Origin of the sequence: Brevundimonas sp. NPDC092305 (genome assembly GCF_044755415.1) — a bacterium.
Lineage (GTDB): Bacteria > Pseudomonadota > Alphaproteobacteria > Caulobacterales > Caulobacteraceae > Brevundimonas.
Window position 1 is genome coordinate 181,939 of record NZ_JBIVQY010000002.1, and the last position, 25,004, is coordinate 206,942.

The window sequence follows — 25,004 nt, forward strand, 5'->3', positions numbered from 1 at the left end:
CGCCTAGCTGTCAGCTGAGCTGTTCAGGAGACCCTATGACCGATCCCACGCCCTCGCCCGTCGACAGCGTCGCCGACCTGTGCCGCCTGTATGATCCGTTGCTGGACGGCGGAGCGGTGCCGGCCGCAGCGCTGGAAGAACTGGGCGCGCTCGCGCGGATCTTCGATCTGGATGCGACCGGTGAGCCCGCCTTGGTCTGGAAGAATGTGCGCGCCGTGGTCACCCGCCAGCCGACGGCCGATCCCTCGGACGTCGAGCCATCGGAGGTGCTGACCTTGCTGATCGTCGAGGATGATGCGGACACCGCCGCCGATCTGATCGCCGTGCTGAGCGAGGCGGGGCATCGCGCCGTCGGTCCGTTCCAGAACGTGGCCGCCGCCGAGGTCGCCGCCGCCCTGCATCCGGTCGATGTGGCCTTGCTGGACATCAACCTCGCCGACGACTCGTCGGGTATCGATCTGGCCCGGTCGCTTAAGGATCGTTGGGGCGTGCCGTCGATCTTCCTGTCCGGCGACGTCACGGCGGCGGCGCGACATGCGGATCTGGCCGAGGCGCTGGTCAGCAAGCCCTACACCGGGCGCGAGGTGCTGGCGGCGCTGGGCCGGATCACGGCCTGACGCCGCAGCGGCGGTCGTATCTGCAACCTTGGCCGTCGCCGATCATTGCTGGAACGACAGGCGTGAAGGGGCTTCATGGAAACGTTTCTGCTGTTCTTCTTCGTGGGGGCGCTGGCCCAGTCGGTCGATGGCGCGCTGGGCATGGCCTATGGCGTGATCTCTTCGTCGGTCCTGCTGGCCTTTGGCGTGCCGCCGGCGACGGCGTCTGCTTCCGTTCACGGCGCCGAGGTCTTCACAACGGCCGCTTCGGCGACCAGCCACGTGATGCACAAGAACGTGGAGTGGCGGCTGTTCATTCCGCTGGCCATCGCCGGAGTGATCGGCGGCTGTCTGGGGGCCTATGTCCTCGCAGGGATCGACGGGAACATTATCAAGCCGTTCATCGTCGCCTATCTGGCCATCATCGGCTGCTACATTCTCTGGCGTGCAGGGCATGACATCAAGCCGCGCAAGATCCGCCCGGCGTGGATCGTCTCGCCGATCGGTCTGGTCGGCGGCTTCTTCGACGCCATCGGCGGGGGCGGCTGGGGTCCTACCGTATCGTCCACCATGGTCGCGGCGGGCGAGGAACCCCGGCGAGCGATCGGTACGGTCAATACGGCCGAGTTCTTTCTGACCGTGGCCATCAGCGCCACCTTCGTGTGGTCGCTGGTCACCGGACACTGGGAAGAGGCCGGCGCGCTGGAGAACCATGCATCGGCGGTCGCGGGCCTGATCGTGGGCGGCCTGATCGCCGCGCCCTTCGCCGGGCTGATCACCAAGAAGGTGCCCCGCCGCGCACTGACCTACGCGGTCGGTTGCCTGCTTCTGTTCCTCGCCGCCTTCCAGGGCCTGCAGCTGGCGGGCGTGCTGGCCTAGGCCGGAAAGGTCTCGACGAAGCTGGGTCGGGCTTCCAGACGGTCCCTCAGCGCAACGAGACGCGGTCTGCCCGTTCGCCAGTCGAAGTCCGGGTGACGGAAGCCGATCCATGTGGCGGCGACGCTCGCAGTGATGACGCCCATGTCGAGGTCGTCGCCTTCGGGCAGGGCGATCTCAAGCGCGTCCAGCGCCCGTGCCATGTTCTCCGTCCAGCGGCGGGTCCACGACGGCGACCGTTCCGCCTCGGGGCGGCGCTTCTCCAGCACCAGCTTCACGCCCATTTCGAGCGCCGCATTGGCGAGGGCGTCCAGCCGGCGAACACGCAGCCGATCCGTTGCATTGTCGGGAACGAGCCGCGCCCCCGACCCGATCTCGTCCAGATATTCGCAGATCAGCGGGCTGTTGATGATCGGCTCGCCGTCCTCGGCGATCAGACATGGCGCCTGCGCGATCGGGTTGGCGGCCACCAGTTCGGGCGTGTTGGCATAGGGGTCGACGAAGATTTCCTCGACTCGGTCGATCAGCCCCTTCTCACGCGCAATGATCCGGCATTTGCGCGCGAACGGCGATGGGGCGGTCACGTAAAGCTTCACTCGGCGGCGACCTTCTCGGCGGCGCGGGCGGCTTCCAGCTCCGCGGCCTTTTCTTCCACGCGGGCCACGATCTCCTCGATCATTCCCTCGTTGGCCTGTTTGTGAGCGATCTTGCCATTCAGATAGACCATGCCCGCGCCCTTGCCGCCGCCGGTGAAGCCGACATCGGTATAGAGGGCCTCACCCGGGCCGTTGACCACGCAGCCGATGATCGACAGCGACATCGGCGTGGTCACATGGGCCAGCCGCTCTTCCAGCAGGCCGACGGTCTCGATCACATTGAAGCCCTGACGCGCGCAGGACGGGCAAGCGATGATGTTGACGCCCCGGTGCCGCAGGCCGAGCGACTTCAGGATATCGAAGCCGACCTTGATCTCTTCCACCGGATCGGCGGCCAGCGACACGCGGATGGTGTCGCCGATCCCCGCCCAGAGCATGGAGCCCATGCCGATGGCCGACTTGATCGTGCCCGTGCGCAAGGGGCCGGCCTCGGTGACGCCGAGGTGCAGCGGACAGTCGATGGCTTCGGCCAGCTGCTGGTAGGCCGCGACGGTCAGGAAGGGGTCGGACGCCTTCACCGAGATCTTGAATTCGTGGAAGTCGTGGTCCTGCAGGATGCGGGCGTGGTTCAGCGCGCTCTCGACCATGGCGTCGGGGCAGGGCTCGCCGTACTTCTCAAGCAGCTCCCGCTCCAGCGAGCCGGCGTTGACGCCGATGCGCATGGAGCAGCCATGGTCCTTGGCGGCCTGAATGACCTCGCGCACACGATCAGGAGAGCCGATGTTGCCCGGATTGATACGCAGGCAGGCGGCCCCGGCCTGCGCGGCCTCGATGCCTCGGCGATAGTGGAAGTGGATGTCGGCGACCAGCGGCACCTTGGACGCGCGGGCGATCTCGCGGAAGGCGGCGGTCGACTCCTCGTCAGGGCAGGAGACGCGGACGATGTCGGCGCCGGCCTCTTCCAGCTGACGGATCTGGTCGATTGTGGCCCCGGCGTCGGACGTCGGGGTATTGGTCATCGACTGGACGCTGATCGGCGCATCGCCGCCCACGGCGACATTCCCCACCATGATCTGGCGGGATTTGCGGCGTTCGATGTGACGCCAGGGGCGGACGTGGGTGTGATCGGCGCTCATTGCGGCTGCAACATAGGCTCACGATTGCGGCATGGCCACGACAGGGGTGTCACACGGCCGGCGGAGCAGGTGTCGGGGCAGGCGCTGAAGCAGCTGCTGCGGCCGCGCCTCGGGCCTCTTCAGCGCGGCGGGCGATGTCCGCCTGTTCGGCGGCGGCGCGAGCCTGCGCGCCGGCGCGGGCGTTCAGGCTGGCCAGCGGCGTCAGCAGCCCCGCCAGATCGTCGGAGTGCTCGCCGTTCAGATAGACGTCGAAGGCCGTCGGATCGGATACGTCGATCGTCGCCGGCGCGTCCATGGGCGCGCGCCATGCGTCGCCCTCGGCCAGCTGGCGGGCGAACAACACCTGACCATTGCCCATACGGACGACCAGCGAGGCGGGCTTGCGGGCCTGTATCACGACCTGCGACGCGCTGGCGGGCGCGCCGTACAGGGCGCCGCGAGGATTGAAGGCGCGGCGCACCGGTCCTTCCGGCGCAATCTGCGCGCCGCCCATCGTCGCGGGATCGACACCGGTGAGAGCGGCCTCGAGGCCGGGGGTGACATAGAGTTTGGGCGTGGTCTGATCCGGCGGTGCGGGCTGGGCCGGGGTCAGGCGGATCGTCGTCTCGACCGGCTCCTTCGCCCAGGTCGCAGGCACCACGGTGATGTCGGACGGCTGAGGGGCCTTGGCCAGATTCACGCGCTGGAACACGTTCCAGCCGACCACCGCCAGCACGACGACCGCCAGCCCCGCCAGAATGCGGGGGGAGTTGCGCCGCACGTCCTCGAAGGCGATGCCCACCGGCGCCTGAAGCGGCACCGAGGGATCGGGGCTTTCGCGCTTGAAGGCCTCGACCGCCTCCTGCTCGTCCACGCCCAGCGCGGTCGCATAGGCGCGCACATAGCCGATGGAGAAGACCCGGTTCGGCAGGACCGAAAAGTCATTCTGCTCCAGCGCGGTCAGGTAGCGGACGGGCACCCGGGTGGCGGTCGACAGCTCGGCCAGCGACCGGCCCGAGGTCTCGCGCGCGGCGCGCAGACCCTCGCCCAGCGTCGCCGCCTCGGCGAAGGAACCGGCCGATCCCGGCGCCGCGCGGCGCGCTTCAAACTCATCAGGGACGGGTCCCCGCTCAGACGCCATACAGGCTCATCCACGCTCGTCGGCGGCGCGGCCCACGGTCGCCGCCTCGACTTCCCGCGTGTAGCACAGGGGCGCCTGCGTTCAACGCGGGATGCGCGGTCAGATGGCCACGTTCAGCTTTCTGGCCAACGACTCGAACTCGCCCCGCACGGACCCGGCCGAAGACCCAAGCAGGGTCGGCAGGGCGCGCCGTGCGGCGGCCAGATCGGTCGACAGGATCATACGCTTCACGGGTCCCACGCCGCCGGCCGGCGCTGACAGGCGGGTGTAGCCGAGGGTCAGCAGGGCGAAGGCTTCCAGCGGGCGGCCCGCCAGCTCGCCACACACCGAGACGGGCGTGCCGGTATCGGCGCATTTACGCTGGATCTCCGCCAGCGCCCGCAGCGCCGGGGGCGACAGCGGATCGTACCGCTCGGCCACCAGCGGATTGGTCCGGTCTGCGGCGAACATGTATTGCAGCAGGTCGTTGGTCCCCACCGAAACGAAGTCGGTCAGGGGCAGCAGGGCGTCGAGGTGCCACAGCAGCGACGGGCACTCGATCATGGCGCCCACGCGCAGCATGCGAGGCAGGGTCCGACCACGGCGGCGGGCCCAGTCGCACTCCTTGTCCATCAGCTCGCGCGCCTGACGGAATTCGTCCACCGTGGCGATCATCGGGAACATGACCCGCAACTCCCGCCCCGCAGCGGCTCCAAGCAGGGCGCGAAGCTGCATGCGCAGCAGGCTGGGGCGGTCCAGTCCGAGGCGAATGGCGCGGCGGCCGAGGGCCGGGTTCTCTTCCCGCTCGGTCTCCAGATAGGGCAGCACCTTGTCGCCGCCGATGTCGAGCGTGCGGAAGGTCACCGGCCGGTCGCCGGCGGTGTCCAGCACGAGCTTGTAGAGGGCCGTCTGGCTGTTCAGGCGCGGCAGCTCTTCCGAGACCATGAACTGGAACTCGGTGCGGAACAGGCCGATGCCCTCGGCGCCGGTGGCGTCCAGATTCTCCAGATCCACAGCGAGGCCGGCGTTGGTCAGCAGGGTGACGCGCTGGCCGTCGACCGTGACGGCGTCCACATCGCGCAGCTTGGCGAACTCGGCCTGCCGCTGGTGGCGGACCTCCATGCGCGACTGGACGGCGGACAGCATGTCCGGCCGGGGGCGCAGATAGGCCTCGCCAGTTTCCCCATCGACGATGACCAGATCGCCTTCGGACAGGCGGTCGCGCACGCCCATCAGGCGGCCAACGCACGGTATCTGCAGCGCCCGGGCCACGATGGCCGCATGGCTGGCGGCCGAACCCTCTTCCAGCAACAGGCCTTTCAGCTTGTGGCGGGGGTATTCCAGCAGATCGGCGGGGCCGAGGTTACGCGCGACCAGAATAGCGTCGTCCGGCAAATCGCGCTGGCCCGGCTGGTCGCCCGCCAGAACGCGCAGCAGGCGGTTGGCCAGATCCTCGAAGTCGTGCAGCCGTTCCTTGATGTAGGGATCGCGGGCCTTGGCGAAGCGGGCGCGGTGTTCGTTGCGGACGCGGTCGACCGCGGCTTCTGCGGTCAGACCGGTGCGCACCGCCTCCTCCAGCGACCGGTTCCAGCCCCGGTCGTCGGCGAACATGCGATAGGTTTCCAGCACCTCGAACGACTGGCCGGCCAGCTTGCCCTGCCCGCCCTCAAGGATGGAATCGATGTTGGCCTTGAGCCCGATCAGGGCTTCACGCAGGCGGATTTCCTCGACCTGCTGGTTCTCGGCCAACAGGTTTTCCGGCGGAACCGGCGCCTCGTGCAGGATGACATGGCCATAGGCCAGACCCTCGGCGAAGCGCTGACCCTTGAGGCGTTCGGGGCGGTGGGGCGCCACCTCGATGTCGCGTAGCTCGTCCTGCGCCAGCAGCTCGCCCGAGGCGACGGTTTCGGCCAGCACCATGGCGATGGTCTGGATGTCCTCGACCTCGTCCTCGTCGTAGCGGCGCTCGGACCGGTTCTGGACGACCAGCACGCCGATGGCCCGGCCGCCGCGCAGCAGGGGCGCGCCGAGGAAGGCGTGATACGGGTCCTCGCCCGTTTCCGGACGGTAGGAGAAGCTGGGATGCGAGGGCGCGTCCGACAGGCTGATCGGTTCGGCCGATCGGGCCACCTCGCCCACAAGGCCTTCACCGGGGCGCAGGCGGGTGCTGTGAACGGCTTCGGGCTTCAGGCCTTGGGTGGCGAACAGCTCCAGCTCGCCCGACGCGCGGCGCAGATAGATGGAGCAGACTTCGGCGACCATCGACTGGGCGATGATTTTGACAACGGTGTCGAGCCGCTCCTGCGCGGGCGCGGCCCCCGCCATAGCCTCGCGGATCTGGCGAAGGAGGTTTCTCGGCCCCCTCGTCGTCAATCCGCCAACCGGCATGGCCCCTCCTGTGATCGTCGCTCCAAGATGGGCGATGACCGGTGAAAATCTAGACGTTTTCCAGTCCGTAGGCCGAATGTAGCGCGCGAACGGCCAGTTCCGCATAGGCGGCGTCGATCAGAACGCTGATCTTGATCTCGGACGTCGAGATGGCCTGGAACTTCACGCCCTTGTCGGCCAGCGCCTTGAACATGGTTTGCGCGACGCCCGCATGACTGCGCATGCCGACGCCGACGACCGAGACCTTGGCCACGTCCTCGTCGACGCGGATTTCCTCGAAGCCGATCTCGCCCTGTGCGGCGCGCATCAGCTCGGCGGCGCGCTGGGCGTCGCGGCGGCCAGTGGTGAAGGTCAGATTGACCGTCCCGGCCGTGCGCGACTGGCTCTGGACGATCATGTCCACGTTCACGTTGGCGTCCGCCAGCCGTGTGAAGACATCGGCGGGGGCGTCGACCCGGTCGCCCAGCCCCAGAAGGGTGATGCGGGCCTCGTCGCGGCTCATGGTCACGCCGGACACGATGCGTTTCTCCACGATCTCCTCCTCGTCGCAGATCAGGGTTCCGCCCTTGTCGGGCATGACGCCATCGGCGTCCGGTTCAATGAAGCTGGACAGGACCCGCACGGGCACCTGTTTCGCCATGGCCAGTTCGACCGAGCGGGTCTGCAGCACCTTGGCGCCCAGCGAGGCCATTTCCAGCATCTCCTCGTAGGAGACCTTTTCGAGGCGGCGGGCGCGGGACTCGATGCGCGGGTCGGTCGTGTAGACGCCGTCGACGTCCGTATAGATATCGCAGGCGCACTCCAGCGCCGCGGCCACCGCCACCGCCGAGGTGTCCGAGCCGCCGCGCCCCAGCGTGGTGATGCGGCCGTCGCGGGTCACGCCCTGGAAGCCCGGCACCACGGCGATCTCGCCCCGGTCCATGGCGGCGCCCAGCACCTCGCCCGGCACATCCTCGATGCGCGCGCGGCCGTGGGCGTCGTCGGTCAGGATCGGGATCTGCCAGCCCATCCAGCTACGCGCGTTCAGGCCCATATTGCGCAAGGTCAGCGCCAGAAGGCCCGAGGTCACCTGCTCGCCCGAGGCCACGACCACATCGTATTCGTCGTCCGACAGCGCGACGCCGGCGCCGGGCCTGCCCGCGCCGTCGGTCCACGCCACCAGCTCATTGGTCTTGCCGGCCATGGCCGAGACCACGACAGCGACCTTCTTGCCCGAGGCGGCCTCGGCCGCGACGATGCGGGCGGCGCGGCGGATGCGCTCGAGGTCGCCCATCGAGGTGCCGCCGAACTTCATCACCAGTCGCTCAGAGGCAGGCCGCGTCATCGTGGGCGCATCGCTCCGTCTTGCGTGAAAGGGCCGGCCGGTCCATCGCTGTCGGCCATGACCGCTTCTAGCGACACCGTATCGGTGCGGGAACCCCGCGAGGCCAAGGAATTCAACGATCAGGCGGCCGGCCCGTCGATCGATCCGGCGGACGTCGCCCGCTTCTCGGTCCAGGCGGCCGAGTGGTGGGACGCGCGCGGGCCGTTCGCGCCCCTGCACCGGTTCAATCCGGCGCGGCTGGCCTTCGTGCGTGATCGCGCCGCCGAGCGGTTCGCCCGCGATCCAAAGACGCGCGAGCCCTTCGCCGGCCTGACCCTGCTGGACATCGGCTGCGGCGGCGGCCTGATCGCCGAGCCGATGCGGCGGATGGGCTTTCAGGTCACCGCCGTTGACGCCTCCAGCGAGAACATCGGGACCGCGCGCGCGCATGCGGAACAGTCGGGCCTCGACATCGCCTATCGCGCCGCGACAGTGGAGCAGCTCGAGGCCGAGGGCGCCGGACCGTTCGACGTGGTCCTGACCATGGAGGTGATCGAGCACGTCGCCGATCCCGAGGCCTTCATCCGCTGCTGCTCGCGGCTGGTGAAACCCGGCGGCATGATGATCGTCGCCACCCTGAACCGCACCCTGAAGTCGCTGGCGCTGGGCAAGGTCGCGGCAGAGTATGTGCTGCGCTGGGTGCCGGCCGGGACCCACGACTGGCGCCAGTTCCTGAAGCCCGACGAGATCCGTCTGATGCTGTCGCAGGAGCCGCTGGCGGTCAGCGGTCCCTATGGGCTGGTCTATGACCCGCTGGCCGATCGCTGGTCGGAAAGCAGCGACGCGGACATCAACTATATGATGATCGCCACCCGCGACTGACCGGCGTTACGGCGAATTCATCAACCTTTCCCGCTTGTAACGCGACAGGCTTGGCTGTTTCGGCGATCACGGTCATCCCCGAAACGGAGCCCTGACATGAAACGCCTTCTGACCCTCTCCGCCCTCGCCGCGGCCGCCCTGATGACCTCGGCCTGCGTCACCGTGATCGACGCCGGCGACAACGAGCACATCAACTGGACCGGCGAGAACGCCCAGCCGTTCGACGCGTCGCGCGACGCCTGCCGCGAGCACGCCGGCCGCAATCAGGCCAGCAAGGCGTTCGAAACCTGCATGGCCACGCGAGGCTGGACCCGCGGCTAGAGCGGGCGAACCATATAGCGGGCGTCCGGCCCATAGCTGGCCAGCCTGGCCGCAAGGGCCGGACTCTCGACCACCTCGAAACGATGCCGGGCCCAGAACGGGGCGGCGTCGTTGACCGCGACCAGACTGATCGCGGGCCAGCCATCCTTGCGGGCCTGACCGACCAGCCGTTCAATGGCCGTCGCGGCATGCCCCCCGCCCCGGATTGCCGGGTCCAGCGCCAGATCGTGCAGATAAAGCCGGTCGGCGTCGCTCGGCAGGGCCTCGATCCACGTGTTCAGCGGCGGGATTTCGCCGTCTCGCCACGGGTAGGCGATCAGATAGCCGACGACTCCGGCCTTTCCCGCCAGCACCGAGCAGCCGGACGGGTTGAGCGTCAGCCGGTTCTCGAAACAGGCGCGGTCCTCGAAATGGTCCGGAAAGCCGAGCGCGGCGACCCGGACCACGCCGTCCAGATCGGCCGACGTCATCGGCCGCCAGCTCAGGCCGGGCAGCGGGTGTTCAGCGGTTTCGCCTCGAAGGCCCATTCCATGCTCCGCGCCTGACCGTCGATCTCGCCCTCGATACGGGCGTTCAGCCGGTCGCCGGTGCGCTCATAGATCACCCGCGTCGGGAAGTCGTTCGCGGCGTTCGAAAAGACGGCCCGGTTCTGTCCGCTCTCGCTCAGCACGAAGACGGTCGGCGGCGCGCCGTCCGGCTGGGCGACATAGGCGAACCCTTCCGGCGTCTGGACGATATGCGAAACCTCAAACGACGGCCGACCGGATCGGACCGTCACGGCATGACCGACCATCAGGCCCGCGCGAGGATCACTCCACGTCTCGGAGGCCTCGCGCCCGTTTGAACAGTCGAGCCAGTAGCCGGCCATCCAGCCGGTGTCGGCGGTGGGCGCGGTCTGCAGCAGGGCGGCGGCGAAGACGGTCAGCATCGGTGAACTCCCCTCGGATCGAGAGACGGACCCTAATGCGGCGACAATGGCCCCGGCTTGTAAGTTTGCGACGCGATCCGGCGCGCCAGCTCCACCTGATCCCGCGCCCATTCCGTGGCGGTGCAGCCAAGGAAGCGGCGGAAGTCCCGCGCCATCTGCGGCTGATCGAAATAGCCGGCGCCCAGTCCCGCCTCAAGCCAGCCAACGGCTTCCGGGCCGCCCTCGGCGATGTGATCGAAGACGCGGCGGAAGCGGAAGACCGAGCGCAGCATGCGGGGCGAGACGCCGACCCGATCCAAAAAAAAGCGTTGCAGCGCGCGCTGTTCGGATGGCGTCCGCTCAGGCGGGGCGCGATCCGTCTGCAGGATATCGATCTCTGCGCGCACCACCGGATCGATTGTCCAGCGTCCGGCGCGACGTTGCCCCTCCAGCCAGTCGGTCATGGCCTGAACCTGTCCCTCGGGATCGCCAGCGGGCGCGCTGACGCCGCTCAGCCGGTCCACCACATCCAGTCGCCGATCGGTCGCCTCCGCCAAGGGCGCGCCCAGCCAATCGCGCGCGCCGTCCGGCTCGAAACGGATGGCCACCAGTTCCACAGGCCCGACCGGACGGATCGCCATGGGCCGGGTCATCTGGCCGGCGAAGATGCGCGGAGGCTGCAGGCGGAACACGCCGTCCTCGCCCCGCTCCTCATAGGGCTGGCCAATATCGAGGATCAGCTCGGGGCAACCGTCCGGCGCGATACGTTGCAGGACGCGGCTGGGATCGGGCGCGGCGTAGGTCCAGATCGTTCGGACCCACGGGCGGAGGGAAGCCGGCGGCGGATACTCCGCATACCACTCCTCCGCGCCCCCCGGCATTGTCAGTTAACCTTCGACGGATCGGGCGGAAGAGACGGCAGAGGCGCACACGGGACGCCGTCATCCCTGAGCTTCTTCACCTCGGCAGGCGTAGCCTCGCCGTAGATTTCGCGCTTCTCGGACCGGCCTTCGTGGATATCACGGGCCTCGCGGGCGAAGGCGTCGCCGACATAGTCGAAGTTCTGCTCGACGTGGGCGCGCACCTCGCGGGCGGCCTCCATCATCATGGTCTGCATCTTCGCCGTTGCGTCTGGCGCGGAGCTCTTCTTCGTACCCGCGACGGCGGGGGCCATGACCTGTTTGCTGATCGCACGGCTGGCGCAGAAGGGGCACTCGACCAGCCCGCGCGCGGCCTGATCGTCATAGTCGGACGATGAGCCGAACCAAGCCTCGAAGGCGTGGTCGTGGTCGCAGGCGAGGGCGTAGCGGATCATGCGGGCAGGGTGAAATCGCGGTCGTGGGTCAGCTGGGGCACGGCCTGACGGGCGCGCTCGACAGCCGACAGGTCCAGCTCGGCGAAAAGCACGCCGGGCTCGTCATTGTCCAGTCGGGCGATCACCTCGCCCCATGGATCGATCACCATCGACCGGCCCCAGGTTTCGCGTCCGTCCTTGTGCCGTCCGCCCTGCGCCGCGGCGAGGATAAAGCAGCCGGTCTCGATGGCCCGCGCCCGCAACAGCACTTCCCAGTGCGCCTGCCCCGTCGGGACGGTGAAGGCGGAGGGCACGGTGATGATCTGCGCTCCGGCCTTGGCCAGTGCGCGGAACAGCTGGGGAAAACGCAGGTCGTAGCAGACGGTCAGCCCGAGCCTGGCCCATGGCGCATCCACAAGCGTCGCCGCATCGCCCGGCCGGACCGCCGCGCTTTCGCGCCAGCGCTCGCCGGTCGGCAGGTCGACGTCATAGACGTGCAGCTTGTCGTAGGTCGCAGCGATCCGTCCGCCGTCGTCGATCAGGATGGACCGGTTGGCGGCGCGGTCGTCGCCTTCCTGGCCGGACCGGACGATGGCCGAGCCGACCAGCAACCAGACGCACAGCTCCTGCGCCCATCCGCGAGCGGCGGTGACCAGGCCATCGGCGTCCTGATCCGCGAGCCGGTCTTCACGAGCGGCGCGATCCTTCTGCAGAAAGTTGGACGCTTCCGGCGTGACGATGAATTTCGCCCCCCCGCTCGCCGCCTCGCGCACCAACGGCTCCAGATGGCCGACGGATGCCGCTTGCGTGGCGGGCGTCCGCGTCTGGATCAGGGCGACCGGCAGTGCGGTCATTCAGCGGCGAGCAGCGGGTCGAGGCCGCCCCGGGCGTCGAGCGCATGCAGATCGTCCGACCCGCCGATGTGCTTCCCGTCGACGAAGATCTGCGGGAAGGTCATCCGGCCGCCGGAGCGCTGGATCATCTCCTGCTTCTTCGCCGGATCGTTGGACGCGACGATGTCGGTGTATTCGACGCCCTTGCGGTCCAGCAGGTCCATGGCTGCATGGCAGTATGGGCAACCCGGTTTGGAATAGATGATGATCTCGGCCAAGGCGGTCTCCTGAAGTCTGAAGGTCTATGTAGTCAGTTCGCGCGCGGTGCGCACCCGTGCGACGACCGCCAGATCCACGGCGCGCGCTCCGGCTTCCAGCAGCACGCGCGCGCAGGCCTCGGCCGTCGCGCCCGTGGTCAACACGTCGTCGACCAGAAGGATGCGGCGACCCTTGACCCGGCGACGACCGGCCTCGGTCACCGCGAAGGCCGTCTTCACGTTCAGACGTCGCCCCCGCGCGGACTTGCCGCCCTGCGAGCCGGTATGCGTCTGGCGGGTCAGGGCGTCCGGCAGATAGTCGAGCCCGGCGTTGCGGGCGAGCGGCCGTGCGATCTCGGCCGCCTGATTGAAGCGGCGCGACAGAAGGCGGAGGGGGTGCAGGGGCGTGGGCAGGACCACATCCGCCTCGGCCAACAGCGGCGCGGCGGCCCGACTGATCCATCGGGCGAACAGGGGCGCGAACGGCTGATGGTCGCCGTGCTTGAATTTCAGGATCAGGCCCCGCGACGCTTCGTCATAGACGCACGCCGCCCGGGCGCGCTGAAAGGCGTAGGGCTGTCCGAGGCAGGCGGCGCAGCGTGTTTGGGCGAAGGCGCCGCCATCAGCCTCGAAGCCCGCTCCGCAGCCGTCGCACACCGGATCTTCCAGAAAGACGACCCGACTCCAGGCGTCCGGGGTCAGCCCCGCGGACGCCGTCGCTTCCGGGCTGTCATGAGCCAGAGGCGGCAGGATCAGGTCGGTCGCGCTCCGTGCGACGGCGCGCAAGGCCACAACGGCTTTCCAAGGCGCGCGCCAACCCCCATCCTGAAAGGCCATGAGTTCCTCCGGTCCCCCCGTCATCTTCGACAGTCGCCGCCGTACTGCAAGGCTTGCGCGCGCTGAAAGTCAGTTCGCAGGCGCGGACTTCCTGCATGCCCGCGCCGCCGAGAACGCCGTGCACAGCCTCGAGGCTTTGCTGCGCGAGTGGCCAGATGCGGCGGACCTGTCCCCCCTGCCCGGCCCGTTCGCCCGCGCGCTGGCCGACAGCCCGGCGCGGGAGCGGGTTGGTCCGGTGCGGACGTCGGGCGCTGCCGATACGCGATCCGATCCGGGCGCGACGGCGCTCAACCTCCCCGATCAATCGCAGGATCTGATCGTCAATCTCCTGGGCCTGCACTGGGCCAACGACCTGCCCGGCGCGCTCAGCCAGATCCGACGCGCGCTCAAGCCCGACGGGCTGTTCGTCGGCACGCTGTTCGGCGCGGGAACGCTGAAGGAACTCCGCGAGGTCCTGACGGCAGCCGAGCTGGAGGTGCGCGGCGGCGCGCAGGCCCGGGTGTCGCCGTTCGCAGATGGTTTCGACGGCGCGGCATTGCTCCAGCGCGCCGGCTTCGCCCTGCCGGTGTCCGACGTGGACCGGCTGACGGTGCGGTATGCGAACATGTTCGCCCTGATCCGGGATCTTCGAGCGATGGGCGAGACGAATGTGCTGGCCGGCCCCTTGCGCCCGCTGACGCGCGAGATCGCTGCGCGCGCGGCGGCGCTCTACACCGAACGACACTCGGATCCGGATGGCCGAATCCGCGCTACCTTCGAGATCGTCAATCTCGCCGGCTGGGCGCCACATGAGAGCCAGCAGAAGCCTCTGGCGCGGGGCTCGGCGAAGATGCGGCTAGCTGATGCGTTGGGCGTGACGGAGCACACAGGGGACGACTAGGACCCGTTTATCGCCGCATTGAGCTTGGCCATGGCTCCGTTGAACATTTCGTTGAACGCGGTCCCCATTGCCTGCATGGCGGCGAGGGACACAACAAACACTAGAGCCGCGATCAGCCCATACTCAATGGCCGTGGCGCCATTCTCATCCCTCAGGAAGCGGGCGAGGAAACGATCCATCACGCCCTCCCGGGCTAGAGCAGGTCGCGCAGCCAGGCGACCAGGGGTTCGTCGGCCGGGGGCATGGGATAGTCAGCCAACTGCGCCGGCCGCACCCATTTCAGGGCCGAATGTTCGCGCGCCTGAACCACCCCTGACCAGCGGCGGCACAGATACAGTGGCATCAACAGGTGAAAGCTTTCGTAAGCGTGACTGGTAAACACGAACGGCGCGAGACAGCTTTCGCTGACCTCGATCCCCAGTTCCTCACGCAGTTCGCGGATCAGCGCCGCCTCGGGGCGTTCGCCGGGCTCGACCTTGCCGCCCGGAAACTCCCACAGGCCCGCCAGCTGCTTGCCCTCGGGGCGCCGGGCGATCAGGACGCGGCCATCGGTGTCAATCAGGGCGACCGCGACGACAAGGACGGTCTTCAGAGGATCGCTCACGAACGATAGTCGCCGTTGATCTCGATGTACCGTTTGGTCAGATCGCAGGTCCAGACGGTCGCCGACGCCCGGCCCGCACCGACGTCGACCGTGATGTCGATCTCGGCGTTCTTCATATAGGCGCTCATCTTCGCCTCGTCGTAGTGCGGGGACGGTGCGCCCTCTATGGCCGCCTGATGCGGGCCGAATTTGATAGCGAGATGGTCGCGATCGACGGGCTCTTCTGTCTTGCCGACGGCCATCACGACCCGACCCCAATTGGCGTCCTCGCCAGCGATGGCGGTCTTGACCAGCGGACTGTCGGCGATCGACTTGGCCAGCTTGCGGGCCGAGGCCGGACTGGCGGCGCCGTCCACCGTCACCTTGACGAACTTGGTCGCGCCCTCGCCGTCGCGGACCAACTGGTGAGCGAGGTCAAGCATCACCTGATCGAGAGCCCGGCTGAAATCCTTCAGCCGGCGGTCCCCGACCCGACCGATACGCGGCGCGCCCGAGGCGCCCGTGGCGAACAGCAGGCAGGTGTCGTTGGTCGAGGTGTCGCCGTCCACGGTCACGCTGTTGAATGTCGTGCGGACGTGCAGGCCCAGCATCGCGCGCAGTACGTTCTGATGGATGTCGGCGTCGGTGACGATAAAGGCCAGCATCGTCGCCATGTCGGGGGCGATCATGCCCGAGCCCTTGGCGATCCCCGCGATGCGAACCTTGTGCCCCTCGATGTCGCACTCGGCGTATGAGCCCTTCGGGAAGGTGTCTGTCGTCATGATGCCCAGACCGGCCTTCGCCCAGTTGTCCGCGTCGAGCCCGGCCTCGACGTCCTGCATCCGGGCGGCGATCTTGCGATCGTCCAGCACCACGCCGATCACTCCGGTCGAGGCCAGCATGACATCGCGCTGACGACAGCTGAACCGTTTGGCGACTTCCGAGGCGGTGCGGCGGGCGGCGTCGGCTCCGGCCTTGCCGGTAAAGGCGTTGGCGCAACCGGCGTTGACGACCAGCGCGCGGACATCACCCCCTCCGCCCTCCGCGTCGAGGTGGCGTTTGCACCAGTCGACGGGGGCCGAACCCACCTTGTGCCGCGTGAACACCCCGGCGCAGGTCGTGCCGCGGGCGAAGCTGAACACCACCAGATCGTCGCGCTCGTGTTTATAGAACCCGGCACGGGCAGTCGCGATCTCGACGCCCCCGATCGGCGGGATCGTCGGGAAGGGCACGGCCAGCGGTGAAATCTGCAATCCCGGCTTGCCCGGCGACGCCGGTGCGGCCTTCGGCGCAGGCGCGGTCGCGCGCTTCAGGGCCGTGGCGAGCGGGTCGAGCGCCTTTTCCAGCGCCTGTTCGATCTTCTGGCCGGTTCCGCGCCGCCCGTTCGGTGTTTTCGTCATGGGGCCGTCTTGCTGGCGGGTTGGGCGGGTACAGGGGCGGCGGGCGCGCGAGGCTCTTCCAGGCGGATCTCGACGTCGGCCTTGCCGCGCAGCTGTTCAAGCAGCTGGCGCACGCCTTCATACGTCAGGTAGCGGACGATCTGCGGACGGGCCTGTTCCAGCGTGGGCGGCGTTTCCTTTCGCCGGTCCTCGATCCGCATGACGGCCCAGCCGCCCTCGGTCTGGAAGGGACCGACGGTCGACCCCGCCGGCTGGTCGCCCAGCGCCGTCGCATAGGCCTGCGGCAGGACATCCAGCGTCGCATAGCCCAGGTCGCCGCCCGAGAAACGCGTCGCCTCGTCGATCGACCGTTCCTTGGCCACGGCCTCGAAAGGCGCGCCCTGGGCCAGCAGGCCGACGACGGCGTCCGCCTCGGGCCGCGTGCGGGACAGGATCAGACGGCTGCGGATCTCGTCCTTGGTCTCGGCCTGCCGGACCTGTTCGCGATAGATGGTCTCGATCGCCTCGTCCGAGATGGTGCGATTGACCACGCTCTCGACCAGCATGTCGCCGAGAATGCGTTCCCGCGTGGCTTCCAGACGCCGCTGGGCCAGCGCCGAGTTGTCCAGTCCGCGCCGCTCGGCCTCGCCGGCCAGGAGTTTCTGGTCGATCACCTCGTCCAGCACCCGCCGGAACAGATCCGACGACACGTCCAGCGGTTCGCCTTCGCCCACCAGACCCTGCGCCACGGCCTCGCGCTTGACGTCGGAGGCCCAGATGGTCTGGTTCTTCACTTCAGCGACAGCCCGGTCTCCAGCCTCGGGCGGGCGTTCCGTATCGCCGCGACCGCAGGCGGACAGGCTCAGGGCGCAGGCGAACAGCAGGGCGGAGGTGGGGCTGAAAAGCCTCATGCGGGCGCGCTCCGTCACGGGCTGGAATAGCCCTCGCGTTGACAGGGGTAAGGGCGGTGCTTAAGTCCCGCCTGCGCCCAAGTCGAGGGGTTTTCGATCGTTCGCGCGGCCCCGCGCATGCCTGATTTCAGGCGCATGGGCCGCCTTCGCCGAGGCCCGTCCATCGGCGTGAGACCCGCCCCCGTTTTCAGGGCCATCGCACCAGAGCGCCCCCGCTCGACGCATTCGGATCACCATGCTCGGCTTCGCCAAGAAGATTTTCGGCTCTTCCAATGACCGCAAGGTCAAGGACTTCATGAGCCAGGTTCAGAAGATCAACGCGCTGGAGGCCAAATATCAGGCGCTCAGCGACGATGAGCTGCGGATGATGACCGATCACTTCCGTGACCGGATGGCGGGCGGCGAGACCAAGGACAAGATCCTGAACGAGGCCTTCGCCGTGGCGCGCGAGGCGTCCCGCCGGGTTCTGGGCCAGCGCCAGTATGATGTGCAGCTGGCCGGCGGCATGATCCTGAACGAAGGCGGCATCGCCGAGATGCGGACCGGCGAGGGCAAGACCCTTGTCGCCATCGCACCGGCCTATCTGAACGCCCTGTCCGGCAAGGGCGTGCACGTCATCACCGTCAACGACTACCTCGCCCGCCGCGACGCCGAATGGATGGGTCGCGTCTATCGCTTCCTCGGTCTTGAGGTCGGCGTGATCGTCAACGGCCTGTCGCAGGGCCAGCGCAAGCAGGCCTACAACGCCGACATCACCTACGGCACCAATAACGAGTTCGGCTTCGACTATCTGCGCGACAACCTCGTTTATGACCGCAACGAGATGGTGCAGCGTCCGCACCACTTCGCCATCGTCGACGAGGTGGACTCCATCCTGATCGACGAGGCCCGGACGCCCTTGATCATCTCGGGCCCGACCGAGGACCGGTCGGACCTGTATGTGACCATCGACGCCATCATCAAGGAACTGATCGTCGACAAGACGACCTTCGACCTCGACGAGAAGCAGCGGCAGGCCCTGCTGACCGAGGAAGGCTCGGAAAAGATCGAACAGATCATGGAAGAGCGCGGCCTGTTCGCCGACGACACCACAGGCCTGTACGACGCGGCCAACATCACGCTGGTCCACCACATCAATCAGGCGCTGCGCGCAAACACGCTTTACCAGCGCGACAAGGACTACATCATCAAGGCCGATGAGATCATGCTCATCGACGAGTTCACCGGGCGGATGATGCAGGGCCGCCGCCTCTCCGAGGGGCTCCACCAGGCCATCGAGGCCAAGGAAGGCGTCAAGATCCAGCCGGAGAACCAGACGCTGGCCTCGGTGACGATCCAGAATTACTTCCGCCTCTACGAAAAGCTGTCCGGCATGACCGGCACGGCCGCGACCGAGGCCCAGGAGTTCATGGACATCTACAAGATGGACGTGCTCGAGGTGCCGACGCACCGCCCGATCCAGCGCATCGACCATGACGACGAAATCTTCCGCACCGAGGCCGAGAAGAACGTCGCCATCGCCCAGCTGATCGCCGAATGCCACGTCAAGGGTCAGCCGATCCTCGTCGGCACGGTGTCGATCGAGAAGTCCGAGACCCTGTCCGAGCTGCTGAAGACCTTCAAATATGAGGTCAAGCTCAAGACCCTGAAGCCCCAGCACCAGCACCTGCTGGCCGAGGTCGCCAGCGACGACCAGAAGGTCCGCACCGCCGCCCGCAAGGCTTATCAGGCGCTGAAGGACGAGGATTTCGACATCGAGATCAAGTCCGGCAAGGGCATTCCGCACAGCGTGCTGAACGCCCGCCAGCACGAGCAGGAAGCCTATATCGTCGCCGACGCCGGCCTGCCCGGCGTGGTCACCATCGCCACCAACATGGCCGGCCGCGGAACCGACATCCAGCTGGGCGGCAATCTGGAAATGAAGCTGCAGAAGTGGCGTCAGGACCAGCGCAACCTCGCCATTCCGGTCACGCCTGAAGACGAAGCGGCCAAGGAAGCCGAGTTCAAGGCCGAGATCGAGGTCCAGAAGAAGATCTCGCTGGCCGCCGGCGGCCTGTTCGTTCTGGGCACCGAGCGGCACGAAAGCCGCCGTATCGACAACCAGTTGCGGGGTCGTACAGGCCGTCAGGGCGACCCGGGCGTGTCGAAATTCTTCCTGTCCTGCGAGGACGACCTGCTGCGCATCTTCGCCGGCGATCGTCTGGACGCGATCATGAAGACCTTCGGCGTTCAGGAAGGCGAGGCGATCAGCCACCCTTGGCTGAACAAGTCCGTCGAGACCGCCCAGAAGCGGGTCGAGGCGCGCAACTACGACATCCGCAAGAACCTGCTGAAATACGACGACGTCGTGAACGACCAGCGCAAGGCGGTGTTCGAACAGCGTCAGGAATTCATGGACGCCACCGACCTGTCGGAACTGGTCGGCGAGTTCCGCACCGACGTGATCACCGATCTGGTCGAACGCTACATGCCGCCCAAGGCCTACGCCGAGCAGTGGGACATGGACGGCCTGGACGCCGAGGTCCGCAACAAGCTGGGCCTCGAGCTGCCGCTCAAGGAGTGGGCCGCCGAGGAAGGCGTGTCCAACGAAGAGGTCGAGGAGCGCATTATCGAGGCCGCCAACGCCCGCGCCGCCGAACGCGAGACCCAGCTGGGTTCCGATCAGGCGCGCGGTCTGGAACGTCAATTCCTGCTGCAGATGGTCGACATGAACTGGCGCGAGCATCTGGTCCATCTGGACCACCTGCGCGGCGTCATCGGCCTGCGGGGCTACGGCCAGCGCGATCCGCTGAACGAGTACAAGACCGAGGCCTTCAACCTGTTCGAGACCCTGCTGCACGACCTGCGGCACAATGTGACGCGCTGGCTGATGACGGTGGAATACCGCTTCCAGGAGCCGCCGCCGATGGACATGCCGGAGTTCCAGGAAATCCACCTGAATCCGGGCACCGGCGAAAACGAGATGACCAATCCGTCGGCCCAGAATCCGGAGGGCCAGCTTCAGGGCGAGGACCGTTCACGCCTGCCGGTCGACCTGCTGCCGGTCGGCTGGGAGCGCACGCCGCGCAACTCCAACTGCCCCTGCGGCTCGGGCCGCAAGTTCAAGCACTGCCACGGGGCGCTGGTTTAAGTGCGACAACGCGAGGGACGCGGTCCCTCGCTGCTTGAGCGCGGAGGCGTTTCGCGGGAAGACGGGGGATGAGCTTCAAGCCCCTCTTCTCCCGCGCGCTGGGCCTCGCCCCCAAGCGACTGCATTTCGCCGCGCACAGCCACCATCTGTGGCCCGACGCCTCGTTCGATGCGCATGAGCGGGCGTGGCTGGAGGCGAACGAACACGCCGACCGCAAATGGGACCTGATCTTCGGTGAGGTCGTCCCGACTGCGCAGGCGGAGGTGGCGAAGGAGCTGAACCTCCCCTCGCCCGACAGCGTCGTCTTCTCTCCGAACACCCATGACTTCCTGATCCGGCTGCACTCGGGCGTCGAGCGGCGACCGGTCCGCATCCTGTCGACGGATGGCGAATTCCACTCGTTCCGCCGGCAGGGCGAGCGGTGGGAAGAGGCGGGTCAGGCGGTCATCCAGCGGATCGCTGCCAAGCCCTTCGGCGACTTCGCCGATCGCTTCATCGCGGCGGCCAAGGCCGGCGACCACGATATCATCCTGATCAGCCAGGTCTTCTTCCGCACCGGCCGCACCTTCGACCGGATGGCCGAACTGGCGGCGCTGGCGCGGCCCGAGGGTCCGTGGGTGGTGATCGACGGCTATCACGGCTTCATGGCCCAGCCGACCGACCTGTCCGACGTCGCGGACCGGGTCTTCTATCTCGCTGGCGGGTACAAGTACGCGATGTCGGGCGAGGGCGCAGGCTTCCTGCATGCGCCGCCCGGCTTCTGTCCGCGTCCGGTCGTCACCGGCTGGTTCGCCGAGTTCGGCGACCTGTCAGGACCGCCCGGAGGGGTTCAGTACCGCGCCGACGGCGGACGCTTCTGGGGCGCGACCTCGGACTTCACGGCCTTGTACCGGTTCAACGGCGTACGCCGCATGCTGGCTGAGGCGGAGCTGACGACGGCGGACGTCTCCGCTCACGCTCACGGACTGATGCAGACGTTCCAGCAGGCGGTGGGCGATGGCCTCGCAGGTCGATTGGCCGAAGCGGTGTTGCTGAACCCCTTCAACGGCGATCCGGCGCGCGCCCGTTTCCTCGCCTTCCGACACCCGGACGCCGCCGACTGGAAGGCGCGCCTGATGAAGGCCGACATCGTCACCGACGTACGCGACGACGTGGTCCGCTTCGGCTTTGGCCTTTATCAGGATGCGGACGACGTCGAGCGGCTCATCAAGGCCTGCGCGCAAGCCCTCTGACCGTCAGAAGAAGGTGCTGTCTTCCTGCCGCTGGGCCTCCGGGGGGCGGCGGTTGGCGGGCGGTCTGGCCGGTTGTTGGCGCGCAGGCGGTGTCGCGGCCGGTCTGGCGGGGGTCGGTCGCGTCGCAGGGCGATCGCTCTGCGGAGGCGACGCCGGTCCGGGAGCTGGCGGAAGAATGCGCTCGATAAGGTTCGGGGACCGCGTGGGTTCAGGGGCGGCCTCGATGGCCGGCGACGCAGGCCCCGTTTCCGGCGACCCCAGATCGGGATAGGGCAGAGGCTGCGGTCCGGACGGAACGACAACCCCCGGCTCCTCCTGCGGCGGCTCAACCGGGGCCGCCTCCGCGTGAACCGCGGCGCCCAGATCGTCGCCGATGACGCTCCATGACCGCGCCTCGGCGCAGGCGCAGGCTTTCAGGAAACCCTCACGGTCGCGCCAGAGGATCAGCGGGTAGTCCGGCTTGAGTCCCGAGCCGCGCAGCCGCCCGGTCAGCTCATCGACGAAATCCCGCGTCGCCTCGACCACCGCCCCGCGCGCCAGATCTCCGTCGGCCGAGGGCATGCCCGCCGCCGTCCAGTTGCGCGCCGGCGTCGCGGTCCAGCGCTGGTACAGGGGCCAGTTCCGTGTCAGCCAAAGCTCGGCCACCGTCGCGCGCTCGGCCGCCGTGGACTGCCTGAGGCCGTCCCGATCGCGACGCGCGAAGACGAGGTAGCGCAAGTCCGCCCCGGCGGCTTCCAGCCGGGGCGCCTGTTCCTTGCTCCAGCGCTGGAAGGCGGCGCTGTCGCGATAGCCGATCACATAGACCGGCGCGCCCGCATGACCCGCGGATACCCAGGACGACTCGTCCAGCAGCCTCTGGATCTCGGCCTGATCACGCGTGACCGTCACCGGCTGGTACCGCCCGAACAAGGTCCAGTAGGCCCACACGCCGGCGCCCGCCAGCATCAGGCCCACGAGGGCCGCGACGGCCGACCAGATCAGAAAACGACGCATGCGACAGGGACGGCTCCGGCGAGAATGTCACCGGAGCATAGCGTCAATCGTCAGCCTTGAGTCCAGCGGACCCGCCTGAGGCGAACCTCAGCCCATCGTCGGGATGACGAACGAGCTGTCGGCGTGTTCCAGATCGCTGTCCGGCCAGCGGGCGGTGATGGTCTTGACCTTGGTCCAGAACTTCACGCCTTCCATGCCGTGCTGGTTGGTGTCGCCGAAGGCCGAGCGCTTCCAGCCGCCGAAGGTGTGATAGGCGACCGGCACGGGGATCGGGACGTTGATGCCGACCATGCCGACGTTGACGCGGGCGGCGAAGTCGCGCGCTGCGCGGCCGTTCTGGGTGAAGATGGCGACGCCGTTGCCGTACTGGTGCTTCGACGGCAGCGACAACGCTTCCTCGAAGCTGGCGGCGCGGACGATCTGCAGCACGGGGCCGAAGATTTCTTCCTTGTACGACTCCATCTCCGGCGTGACGTGGTCGAACAGCGACGGGCCGACGAAATAGCCGTTCTCGTGCCCCTGCAGCTTAAAGCCGCGGCCGTCGACGACCAGTTCGGCGCCGTCCTTGACGCCCTGGTCGATCCAGCCTTCGACCCGCGCCTTGTGCTGGGCCGTGACGACGGGACCGTAGTGGGCGCCGGCGTCGGTCGAGACGCCGACGCGCATGGTCGGGATCTCGGCGACCATGCGCTCGCGCAGTTCATCGGCGGTCTTCTTGCCAACGGGGACAACGACCGGCAGGGCCATGCAGCGCTCGCCGGCCGAGCCGTAGGCGGCGCCCGACAGGTCCTTGATCACCTGATCCATGTCCGCGTCGGGCAGGACGATGCCGTGGTTCTTGGCCCCGCCCATGGCCTGCACCCGCTTATGGTTGGCGGCGCCGGTCTGGTAGACATAGTGGGCGATGTCGGACGAGCCGACGAAGCTGACGGCGTGGATCAGCGGATGGGTCAGGATGGCGTCGACCGCCGCCTTGTCGCCATGCACGACGTTCAGCACGCCGGCGGGGGCGCCCGCCTCCATCATCAGCTCGGCCAGACGCACCGGCACCGACGGGTCCCGCTCGGAGGGCTTGAGGATGAAGGTGTTGCCGACGGCGATGGCCACGCCGAACATCCACATCGGGATCATGGCCGGGAAGTTGAACGGGGTGATGCCCGAGACCACGCCCAGCGGCTGGCGCATCGAATAGACGTCGATGCCCGGACCCGCGCCCCAGGTGTATTCACCCTTCAGCGCATGCGGGATGCCGCAGGCGAACTCGATGACTTCCAGACCGCGCTGGATGTCGCCCTTGGAGTCCGCAATGACCTTGCCATGCTCCGAGCTGAGCAGCTCGGCCAGCTCGTTCATGTTCGCCTCGACCAGCCGCTTGAACTCGAACATCACTCGCGCGCGGCGCTGGGGATTGGTCGAGGACCAGCCGTCGAAGGCGTTCTGGGCGGCCTGCACCGCGCGATCCATCTCGGCGACCGAGGCCAGCTGCACGCGGGCCTGAACCTCGCCGGTATTCGGGTTGAACACGTCGGAGAAGCGGCCCGAGGCGCCAGTGAAGGACGCGCCGTCGATGAAATGGTTGATCTCGCGCATGGCGTAAGCGTTTCCCTGAACTCAAAGGCTTGTTCTTGTGGGCGGCGTCTTACGCGCTCGTCACGCGCAGGGCCAGACGCGGATTGCCTCAGACGGCGGCCTCGAACAGGGCGTCGCGGGCGATGTCGGGTTTATGCATCGGGAAGAAGTGGGTGCCGCCCGGCACGACCTCGACCTTCACGCCCGACAGGCGCGAGGACGGGGCCAAGCTGCAGGTCGAGGCGATCTCGGCCTTCAGGATATGCACCGGACGCCCGACCCGGCGCAGGGCCCGCCAGGGGTCATGGCTCTGGGCGGCGTAATTCGAGGCCTCCCACTGCGGATCGCAGGTCAGGCGGAAGCCGCCCTCGGCCGTCTCGACCAGACCGTCGGCGAGATAGTCGGACAGCATCATCTCGGGCCAGCCCTTGAAGGCGCCGCGTCCCTTGTAGGCCGCCAGAGCCTGTTCCCGACTGTCGAACCCGAACCGGCGCTTGCGGGCGTTCTTCACCAGCGGAATACGCTCGGCCATCCGGTCCAGCACCGGCAGCTGGAACGCCAGCACCGCCAGCCGCGTCCAGATCACCGGGTCCAGCAGAACCAGCCCCGCGACCCGACCCGGCCGCTCGGCGGCGGCCAGAAGGGACGCCGTCCCGCCCATGGAGTGGCCGGACAAGATAACCGGCGGCCCCTCGACCTGCTCCAGCAGGCTGATCAAATCGTCGCGGTGATCCGTCCACCCTCGTCGACCTGCCGGATTCGCCGGCAGGGTCGTGCGCCCATGTCCGCGCAGGTCAGGCGCCCAGATCCGCAAACTGCTGGACAACGGCGCCAGCAGGCTGCGGCAGGTCATGGCGTTGAAGCCGTTGGCGTGGACGAAGATCAGGTCCACGGGCCGGTCCGGATCGCCAAAATCCAGCACGCTCATCTCGCCCAATCCCCATCGATTTGAGATCGGCACGCTGAGGCGACGGGGTGGGGTCAGCCGAATGGCGTCCATGG

26 protein-coding genes are annotated in these 25,004 nt (G+C 67.9%); 7 read left to right on the forward strand and 19 right to left on the reverse strand.

Annotated features, from left to right (window positions below; translation table 11 throughout):
* Positions 1-35 precede the first annotated feature (35 nt).
* Together ACIQC9_RS11425 and ACIQC9_RS11430 are read left to right on the forward strand one after the other, a co-directional pair.
* Entirely contained in the window at positions 36-617 is a 582-nt protein-coding gene (locus ACIQC9_RS11425) for a response regulator (RefSeq protein ID WP_400615875.1), read from the forward strand.
* 75 nt (positions 618-692) lie between these two features.
* Positions 693-1,475: a sulfite exporter TauE/SafE family protein gene (locus ACIQC9_RS11430; RefSeq protein WP_400615877.1), complete on the forward strand. Its 783-nt coding sequence runs from the start codon at positions 693-695 to the stop codon at positions 1,473-1,475.
* On the opposite strand, the gene ACIQC9_RS11435 is transcribed toward ACIQC9_RS11430, so the two are convergent.
* From ACIQC9_RS11435 to ACIQC9_RS11455, 5 genes are all read right to left on the reverse strand, one after another.
* A complete protein-coding gene (locus ACIQC9_RS11435) occupies positions 1,472-2,056 on the reverse strand; it encodes a glutathione S-transferase N-terminal domain-containing protein (RefSeq protein ID WP_400615879.1) in 585 nt (194 codons plus the stop codon). The two genes, ACIQC9_RS11430 and ACIQC9_RS11435, sit on opposite strands and share 4 nt — an antisense overlap.
* A gap of 8 nt (positions 2,057-2,064) precedes the next feature.
* Positions 2,065-3,204 carry a flavodoxin-dependent (E)-4-hydroxy-3-methylbut-2-enyl-diphosphate synthase gene (ispG, locus tag ACIQC9_RS11440; protein WP_400615881.1) on the reverse strand — a complete coding sequence of 380 codons (1,140 nt, stop codon included), beginning with the start codon at positions 3,202-3,204 and terminating at the stop codon, positions 2,065-2,067.
* Between the two features lie 49 nt (positions 3,205-3,253).
* Positions 3,254-4,324, reverse strand: a complete 1,071-nt coding sequence (locus ACIQC9_RS11445) for a helix-turn-helix domain-containing protein (protein ID WP_400615884.1) — start codon at positions 4,322-4,324, stop codon at positions 3,254-3,256.
* Between the two features lie 99 nt (positions 4,325-4,423).
* Positions 4,424-6,628, reverse strand: a complete 2,205-nt coding sequence (gene ptsP, locus ACIQC9_RS11450; protein WP_400615886.1) for a phosphoenolpyruvate--protein phosphotransferase — start codon at positions 6,626-6,628, stop codon at positions 4,424-4,426.
* A gap of 112 nt (positions 6,629-6,740) precedes the next feature.
* Positions 6,741-8,015, reverse strand: a complete 1,275-nt coding sequence (locus ACIQC9_RS11455; protein WP_400615888.1) for an aspartate kinase — start codon at positions 8,013-8,015, stop codon at positions 6,741-6,743.
* Between the two features lie 57 nt (positions 8,016-8,072).
* Here ACIQC9_RS11455 and ubiG point away from each other — a divergent pair, with 57 nt between their 5' ends.
* Both ubiG and ACIQC9_RS11465 read left to right on the forward strand, forming a co-directional pair.
* Entirely contained in the window at positions 8,073-8,876 is an 804-nt protein-coding gene (gene ubiG, locus ACIQC9_RS11460; RefSeq protein ID WP_400615890.1) for a bifunctional 2-polyprenyl-6-hydroxyphenol methylase/3-demethylubiquinol 3-O-methyltransferase UbiG, read from the forward strand.
* Positions 8,877-8,972: 96 nt separating this feature from the next.
* On the forward strand, positions 8,973-9,197 hold the full coding sequence (locus ACIQC9_RS11465) for a hypothetical protein (RefSeq protein WP_400615893.1): 225 nt from the start codon (positions 8,973-8,975) through the stop codon (positions 9,195-9,197).
* On the opposite strand, the gene ACIQC9_RS11470 is transcribed toward ACIQC9_RS11465, so the two are convergent.
* From ACIQC9_RS11470 to ACIQC9_RS11500, 7 genes are read right to left on the reverse strand one after another with little or no spacing between them, the layout of a single operon-like run.
* Positions 9,194-9,724, reverse strand: a complete 531-nt coding sequence (locus ACIQC9_RS11470) for a GNAT family N-acetyltransferase (RefSeq protein ID WP_400615895.1) — start codon at positions 9,722-9,724, stop codon at positions 9,194-9,196. The two genes, ACIQC9_RS11465 and ACIQC9_RS11470, sit on opposite strands and share 4 nt — an antisense overlap.
* Complete coding sequence (locus tag ACIQC9_RS11475; RefSeq protein WP_400615897.1) at positions 9,679-10,125, reverse strand: DUF6265 family protein; 447 nt, start codon at positions 10,123-10,125, stop codon at positions 9,679-9,681. Before ACIQC9_RS11475 ends, ACIQC9_RS11470 begins: the two co-directional genes overlap by 46 nt.
* 32 nt (positions 10,126-10,157) lie before the next feature.
* On the reverse strand, positions 10,158-10,985 hold the full coding sequence (locus tag ACIQC9_RS11480) for a DUF6597 domain-containing transcriptional factor (protein WP_400615899.1): 828 nt from the start codon (positions 10,983-10,985) through the stop codon (positions 10,158-10,160).
* 2 nt (positions 10,986-10,987) lie between these two features.
* On the reverse strand, positions 10,988-11,419 hold the full coding sequence (locus tag ACIQC9_RS11485; RefSeq protein WP_400615901.1) for a DUF1178 family protein: 432 nt from the start codon (positions 11,417-11,419) through the stop codon (positions 10,988-10,990).
* Positions 11,416-12,252, reverse strand: a complete 837-nt coding sequence (locus tag ACIQC9_RS11490) for a carbon-nitrogen hydrolase family protein (RefSeq protein ID WP_400615904.1) — start codon at positions 12,250-12,252, stop codon at positions 11,416-11,418. Before ACIQC9_RS11490 ends, ACIQC9_RS11485 begins: the two co-directional genes overlap by 4 nt.
* A complete protein-coding gene (grxC, locus tag ACIQC9_RS11495; RefSeq protein WP_400615906.1) occupies positions 12,249-12,509 on the reverse strand; it encodes a glutaredoxin 3 in 261 nt (86 codons plus the stop codon). The genes ACIQC9_RS11490 and grxC overlap by 4 nt, the downstream gene beginning before the upstream one ends.
* Before the next feature lie 24 nt (positions 12,510-12,533).
* On the reverse strand, positions 12,534-13,325 hold the full coding sequence (locus tag ACIQC9_RS11500) for a ComF family protein (RefSeq protein WP_400615908.1): 792 nt from the start codon (positions 13,323-13,325) through the stop codon (positions 12,534-12,536).
* On the opposite strand from ACIQC9_RS11500, the gene ACIQC9_RS11505 reads away from it, so the two are divergent.
* Complete coding sequence (locus ACIQC9_RS11505; protein WP_400615911.1) at positions 13,324-14,205, forward strand: methyltransferase domain-containing protein; 882 nt, start codon at positions 13,324-13,326, stop codon at positions 14,203-14,205. The genes ACIQC9_RS11500 and ACIQC9_RS11505 overlap by 2 nt on opposite strands.
* On the opposite strand, the gene ACIQC9_RS11510 is transcribed toward ACIQC9_RS11505, so the two are convergent.
* Genes ACIQC9_RS11510 through ACIQC9_RS11525 form a run of 4 tightly spaced genes read right to left on the reverse strand, consistent with a single transcriptional unit; the run spans position 14,202 to position 17,078 of the window.
* Entirely contained in the window at positions 14,202-14,384 is a 183-nt protein-coding gene (locus ACIQC9_RS11510; protein WP_400615914.1) for a Flp family type IVb pilin, read from the reverse strand. The two genes, ACIQC9_RS11505 and ACIQC9_RS11510, sit on opposite strands and share 4 nt — an antisense overlap.
* A gap of 14 nt (positions 14,385-14,398) precedes the next feature.
* Positions 14,399-14,797, reverse strand: a complete 399-nt coding sequence (mutT, locus tag ACIQC9_RS11515) for an 8-oxo-dGTP diphosphatase MutT (RefSeq protein ID WP_400617335.1) — start codon at positions 14,795-14,797, stop codon at positions 14,399-14,401.
* An 8-nt stretch (positions 14,798-14,805) separates the two neighbouring features.
* Positions 14,806-16,188 (reverse strand): bifunctional glutamate N-acetyltransferase/amino-acid acetyltransferase ArgJ, encoded by a 1,383-nt coding sequence (gene argJ / locus ACIQC9_RS11520; RefSeq protein WP_400615916.1) that lies wholly within the window; start codon positions 16,186-16,188, stop codon positions 14,806-14,808.
* Complete coding sequence (locus ACIQC9_RS11525; RefSeq protein WP_400615918.1) at positions 16,185-17,078, reverse strand: peptidyl-prolyl cis-trans isomerase; 894 nt, start codon at positions 17,076-17,078, stop codon at positions 16,185-16,187. The genes argJ and ACIQC9_RS11525 overlap by 4 nt, the downstream gene beginning before the upstream one ends.
* 235 nt (positions 17,079-17,313) lie before the next feature.
* On the opposite strand from ACIQC9_RS11525, the gene secA reads away from it, so the two are divergent.
* Positions 17,314-20,208 (forward strand): preprotein translocase subunit SecA, encoded by a 2,895-nt coding sequence (gene secA / locus ACIQC9_RS11530; RefSeq protein ID WP_400615920.1) that lies wholly within the window; start codon positions 17,314-17,316, stop codon positions 20,206-20,208.
* A 68-nt stretch (positions 20,209-20,276) separates the two neighbouring features.
* A complete protein-coding gene (locus tag ACIQC9_RS11535; protein WP_400615922.1) occupies positions 20,277-21,440 on the forward strand; it encodes a class V aminotransferase in 1,164 nt (387 codons plus the stop codon).
* 3 nt (positions 21,441-21,443) lie between these two features.
* Here the strand turns inward: ACIQC9_RS11535 and ACIQC9_RS11540 are convergent, their stop codons facing one another.
* From ACIQC9_RS11540 to ACIQC9_RS11550, 3 genes are all read right to left on the reverse strand, one after another.
* A complete protein-coding gene (locus ACIQC9_RS11540) occupies positions 21,444-22,433 on the reverse strand; it encodes a hypothetical protein (protein WP_400615924.1) in 990 nt (329 codons plus the stop codon).
* A gap of 87 nt (positions 22,434-22,520) precedes the next feature.
* Positions 22,521-24,023, reverse strand: a complete 1,503-nt coding sequence (locus ACIQC9_RS11545; protein ID WP_400615927.1) for a CoA-acylating methylmalonate-semialdehyde dehydrogenase — start codon at positions 24,021-24,023, stop codon at positions 22,521-22,523.
* Between the two features lie 88 nt (positions 24,024-24,111).
* A complete protein-coding gene (locus ACIQC9_RS11550; protein ID WP_400615929.1) occupies positions 24,112-25,002 on the reverse strand; it encodes an alpha/beta fold hydrolase in 891 nt (296 codons plus the stop codon).
* Positions 25,003-25,004 lie beyond the last annotated feature (2 nt).

Bases quoted from the DNA above. Each gene is read 5' to 3' on its own strand.
- ACIQC9_RS11425 (WP_400615875.1), top strand. From the start codon at position 36: ATGACCGATCCCACGCCCTCGCCCGTCGACAGCGTCGCCGACCTGTGC.
- ACIQC9_RS11430 (WP_400615877.1), top strand. From the start codon at position 693: ATGGAAACGTTTCTGCTGTTCTTCTTCGTGGGGGCGCTGGCCCAGTCG.
- ispG (WP_400615881.1), bottom strand. From the start codon at position 3,204: ATGAGCGCCGATCACACCCACGTCCGCCCCTGGCGTCACATCGAACGC.
- ACIQC9_RS11445 (WP_400615884.1), bottom strand. From the start codon at position 4,324: ATGGCGTCTGAGCGGGGACCCGTCCCTGATGAGTTTGAAGCGCGCCGC.
- ptsP (WP_400615886.1), bottom strand. From the start codon at position 6,628: ATGGCGGGGGCCGCGCCCGCGCAGGAGCGGCTCGACACCGTTGTCAAA.
- ACIQC9_RS11455 (WP_400615888.1), bottom strand. From the start codon at position 8,015: ATGACGCGGCCTGCCTCTGAGCGACTGGTGATGAAGTTCGGCGGCACC.
- ubiG (WP_400615890.1), top strand. From the start codon at position 8,073: ATGACCGCTTCTAGCGACACCGTATCGGTGCGGGAACCCCGCGAGGCC.
- ACIQC9_RS11465 (WP_400615893.1), top strand. From the start codon at position 8,973: ATGAAACGCCTTCTGACCCTCTCCGCCCTCGCCGCGGCCGCCCTGATG.
- ACIQC9_RS11470 (WP_400615895.1), bottom strand. From the start codon at position 9,724: ATGGGCCTTCGAGGCGAAACCGCTGAACACCCGCTGCCCGGCCTGAGC.
- ACIQC9_RS11475 (WP_400615897.1), bottom strand. From the start codon at position 10,125: ATGCTGACCGTCTTCGCCGCCGCCCTGCTGCAGACCGCGCCCACCGCC.
- ACIQC9_RS11480 (WP_400615899.1), bottom strand. From the start codon at position 10,985: ATGCCGGGGGGCGCGGAGGAGTGGTATGCGGAGTATCCGCCGCCGGCT.
- ACIQC9_RS11485 (WP_400615901.1), bottom strand. From the start codon at position 11,419: ATGATCCGCTACGCCCTCGCCTGCGACCACGACCACGCCTTCGAGGCT.
- ACIQC9_RS11490 (WP_400615904.1), bottom strand. From the start codon at position 12,252: ATGACCGCACTGCCGGTCGCCCTGATCCAGACGCGGACGCCCGCCACG.
- ACIQC9_RS11505 (WP_400615911.1), top strand. From the start codon at position 13,324: ATGAGTTCCTCCGGTCCCCCCGTCATCTTCGACAGTCGCCGCCGTACT.
- ACIQC9_RS11500 (WP_400615908.1), bottom strand. From the start codon at position 13,325: ATGGCCTTTCAGGATGGGGGTTGGCGCGCGCCTTGGAAAGCCGTTGTG.
- ACIQC9_RS11510 (WP_400615914.1), bottom strand. From the start codon at position 14,384: ATGGATCGTTTCCTCGCCCGCTTCCTGAGGGATGAGAATGGCGCCACG.
- argJ (WP_400615916.1), bottom strand. From the start codon at position 16,188: ATGACGAAAACACCGAACGGGCGGCGCGGAACCGGCCAGAAGATCGAA.
- ACIQC9_RS11525 (WP_400615918.1), bottom strand. From the start codon at position 17,078: ATGAGGCTTTTCAGCCCCACCTCCGCCCTGCTGTTCGCCTGCGCCCTG.
- secA (WP_400615920.1), top strand. From the start codon at position 17,314: ATGCTCGGCTTCGCCAAGAAGATTTTCGGCTCTTCCAATGACCGCAAG.
- ACIQC9_RS11535 (WP_400615922.1), top strand. From the start codon at position 20,277: ATGAGCTTCAAGCCCCTCTTCTCCCGCGCGCTGGGCCTCGCCCCCAAG.
- ACIQC9_RS11540 (WP_400615924.1), bottom strand. From the start codon at position 22,433: ATGCGTCGTTTTCTGATCTGGTCGGCCGTCGCGGCCCTCGTGGGCCTG.
- ACIQC9_RS11545 (WP_400615927.1), bottom strand. From the start codon at position 24,023: ATGCGCGAGATCAACCATTTCATCGACGGCGCGTCCTTCACTGGCGCC.
- ACIQC9_RS11550 (WP_400615929.1), bottom strand. From the start codon at position 25,002: ATGGACGCCATTCGGCTGACCCCACCCCGTCGCCTCAGCGTGCCGATC.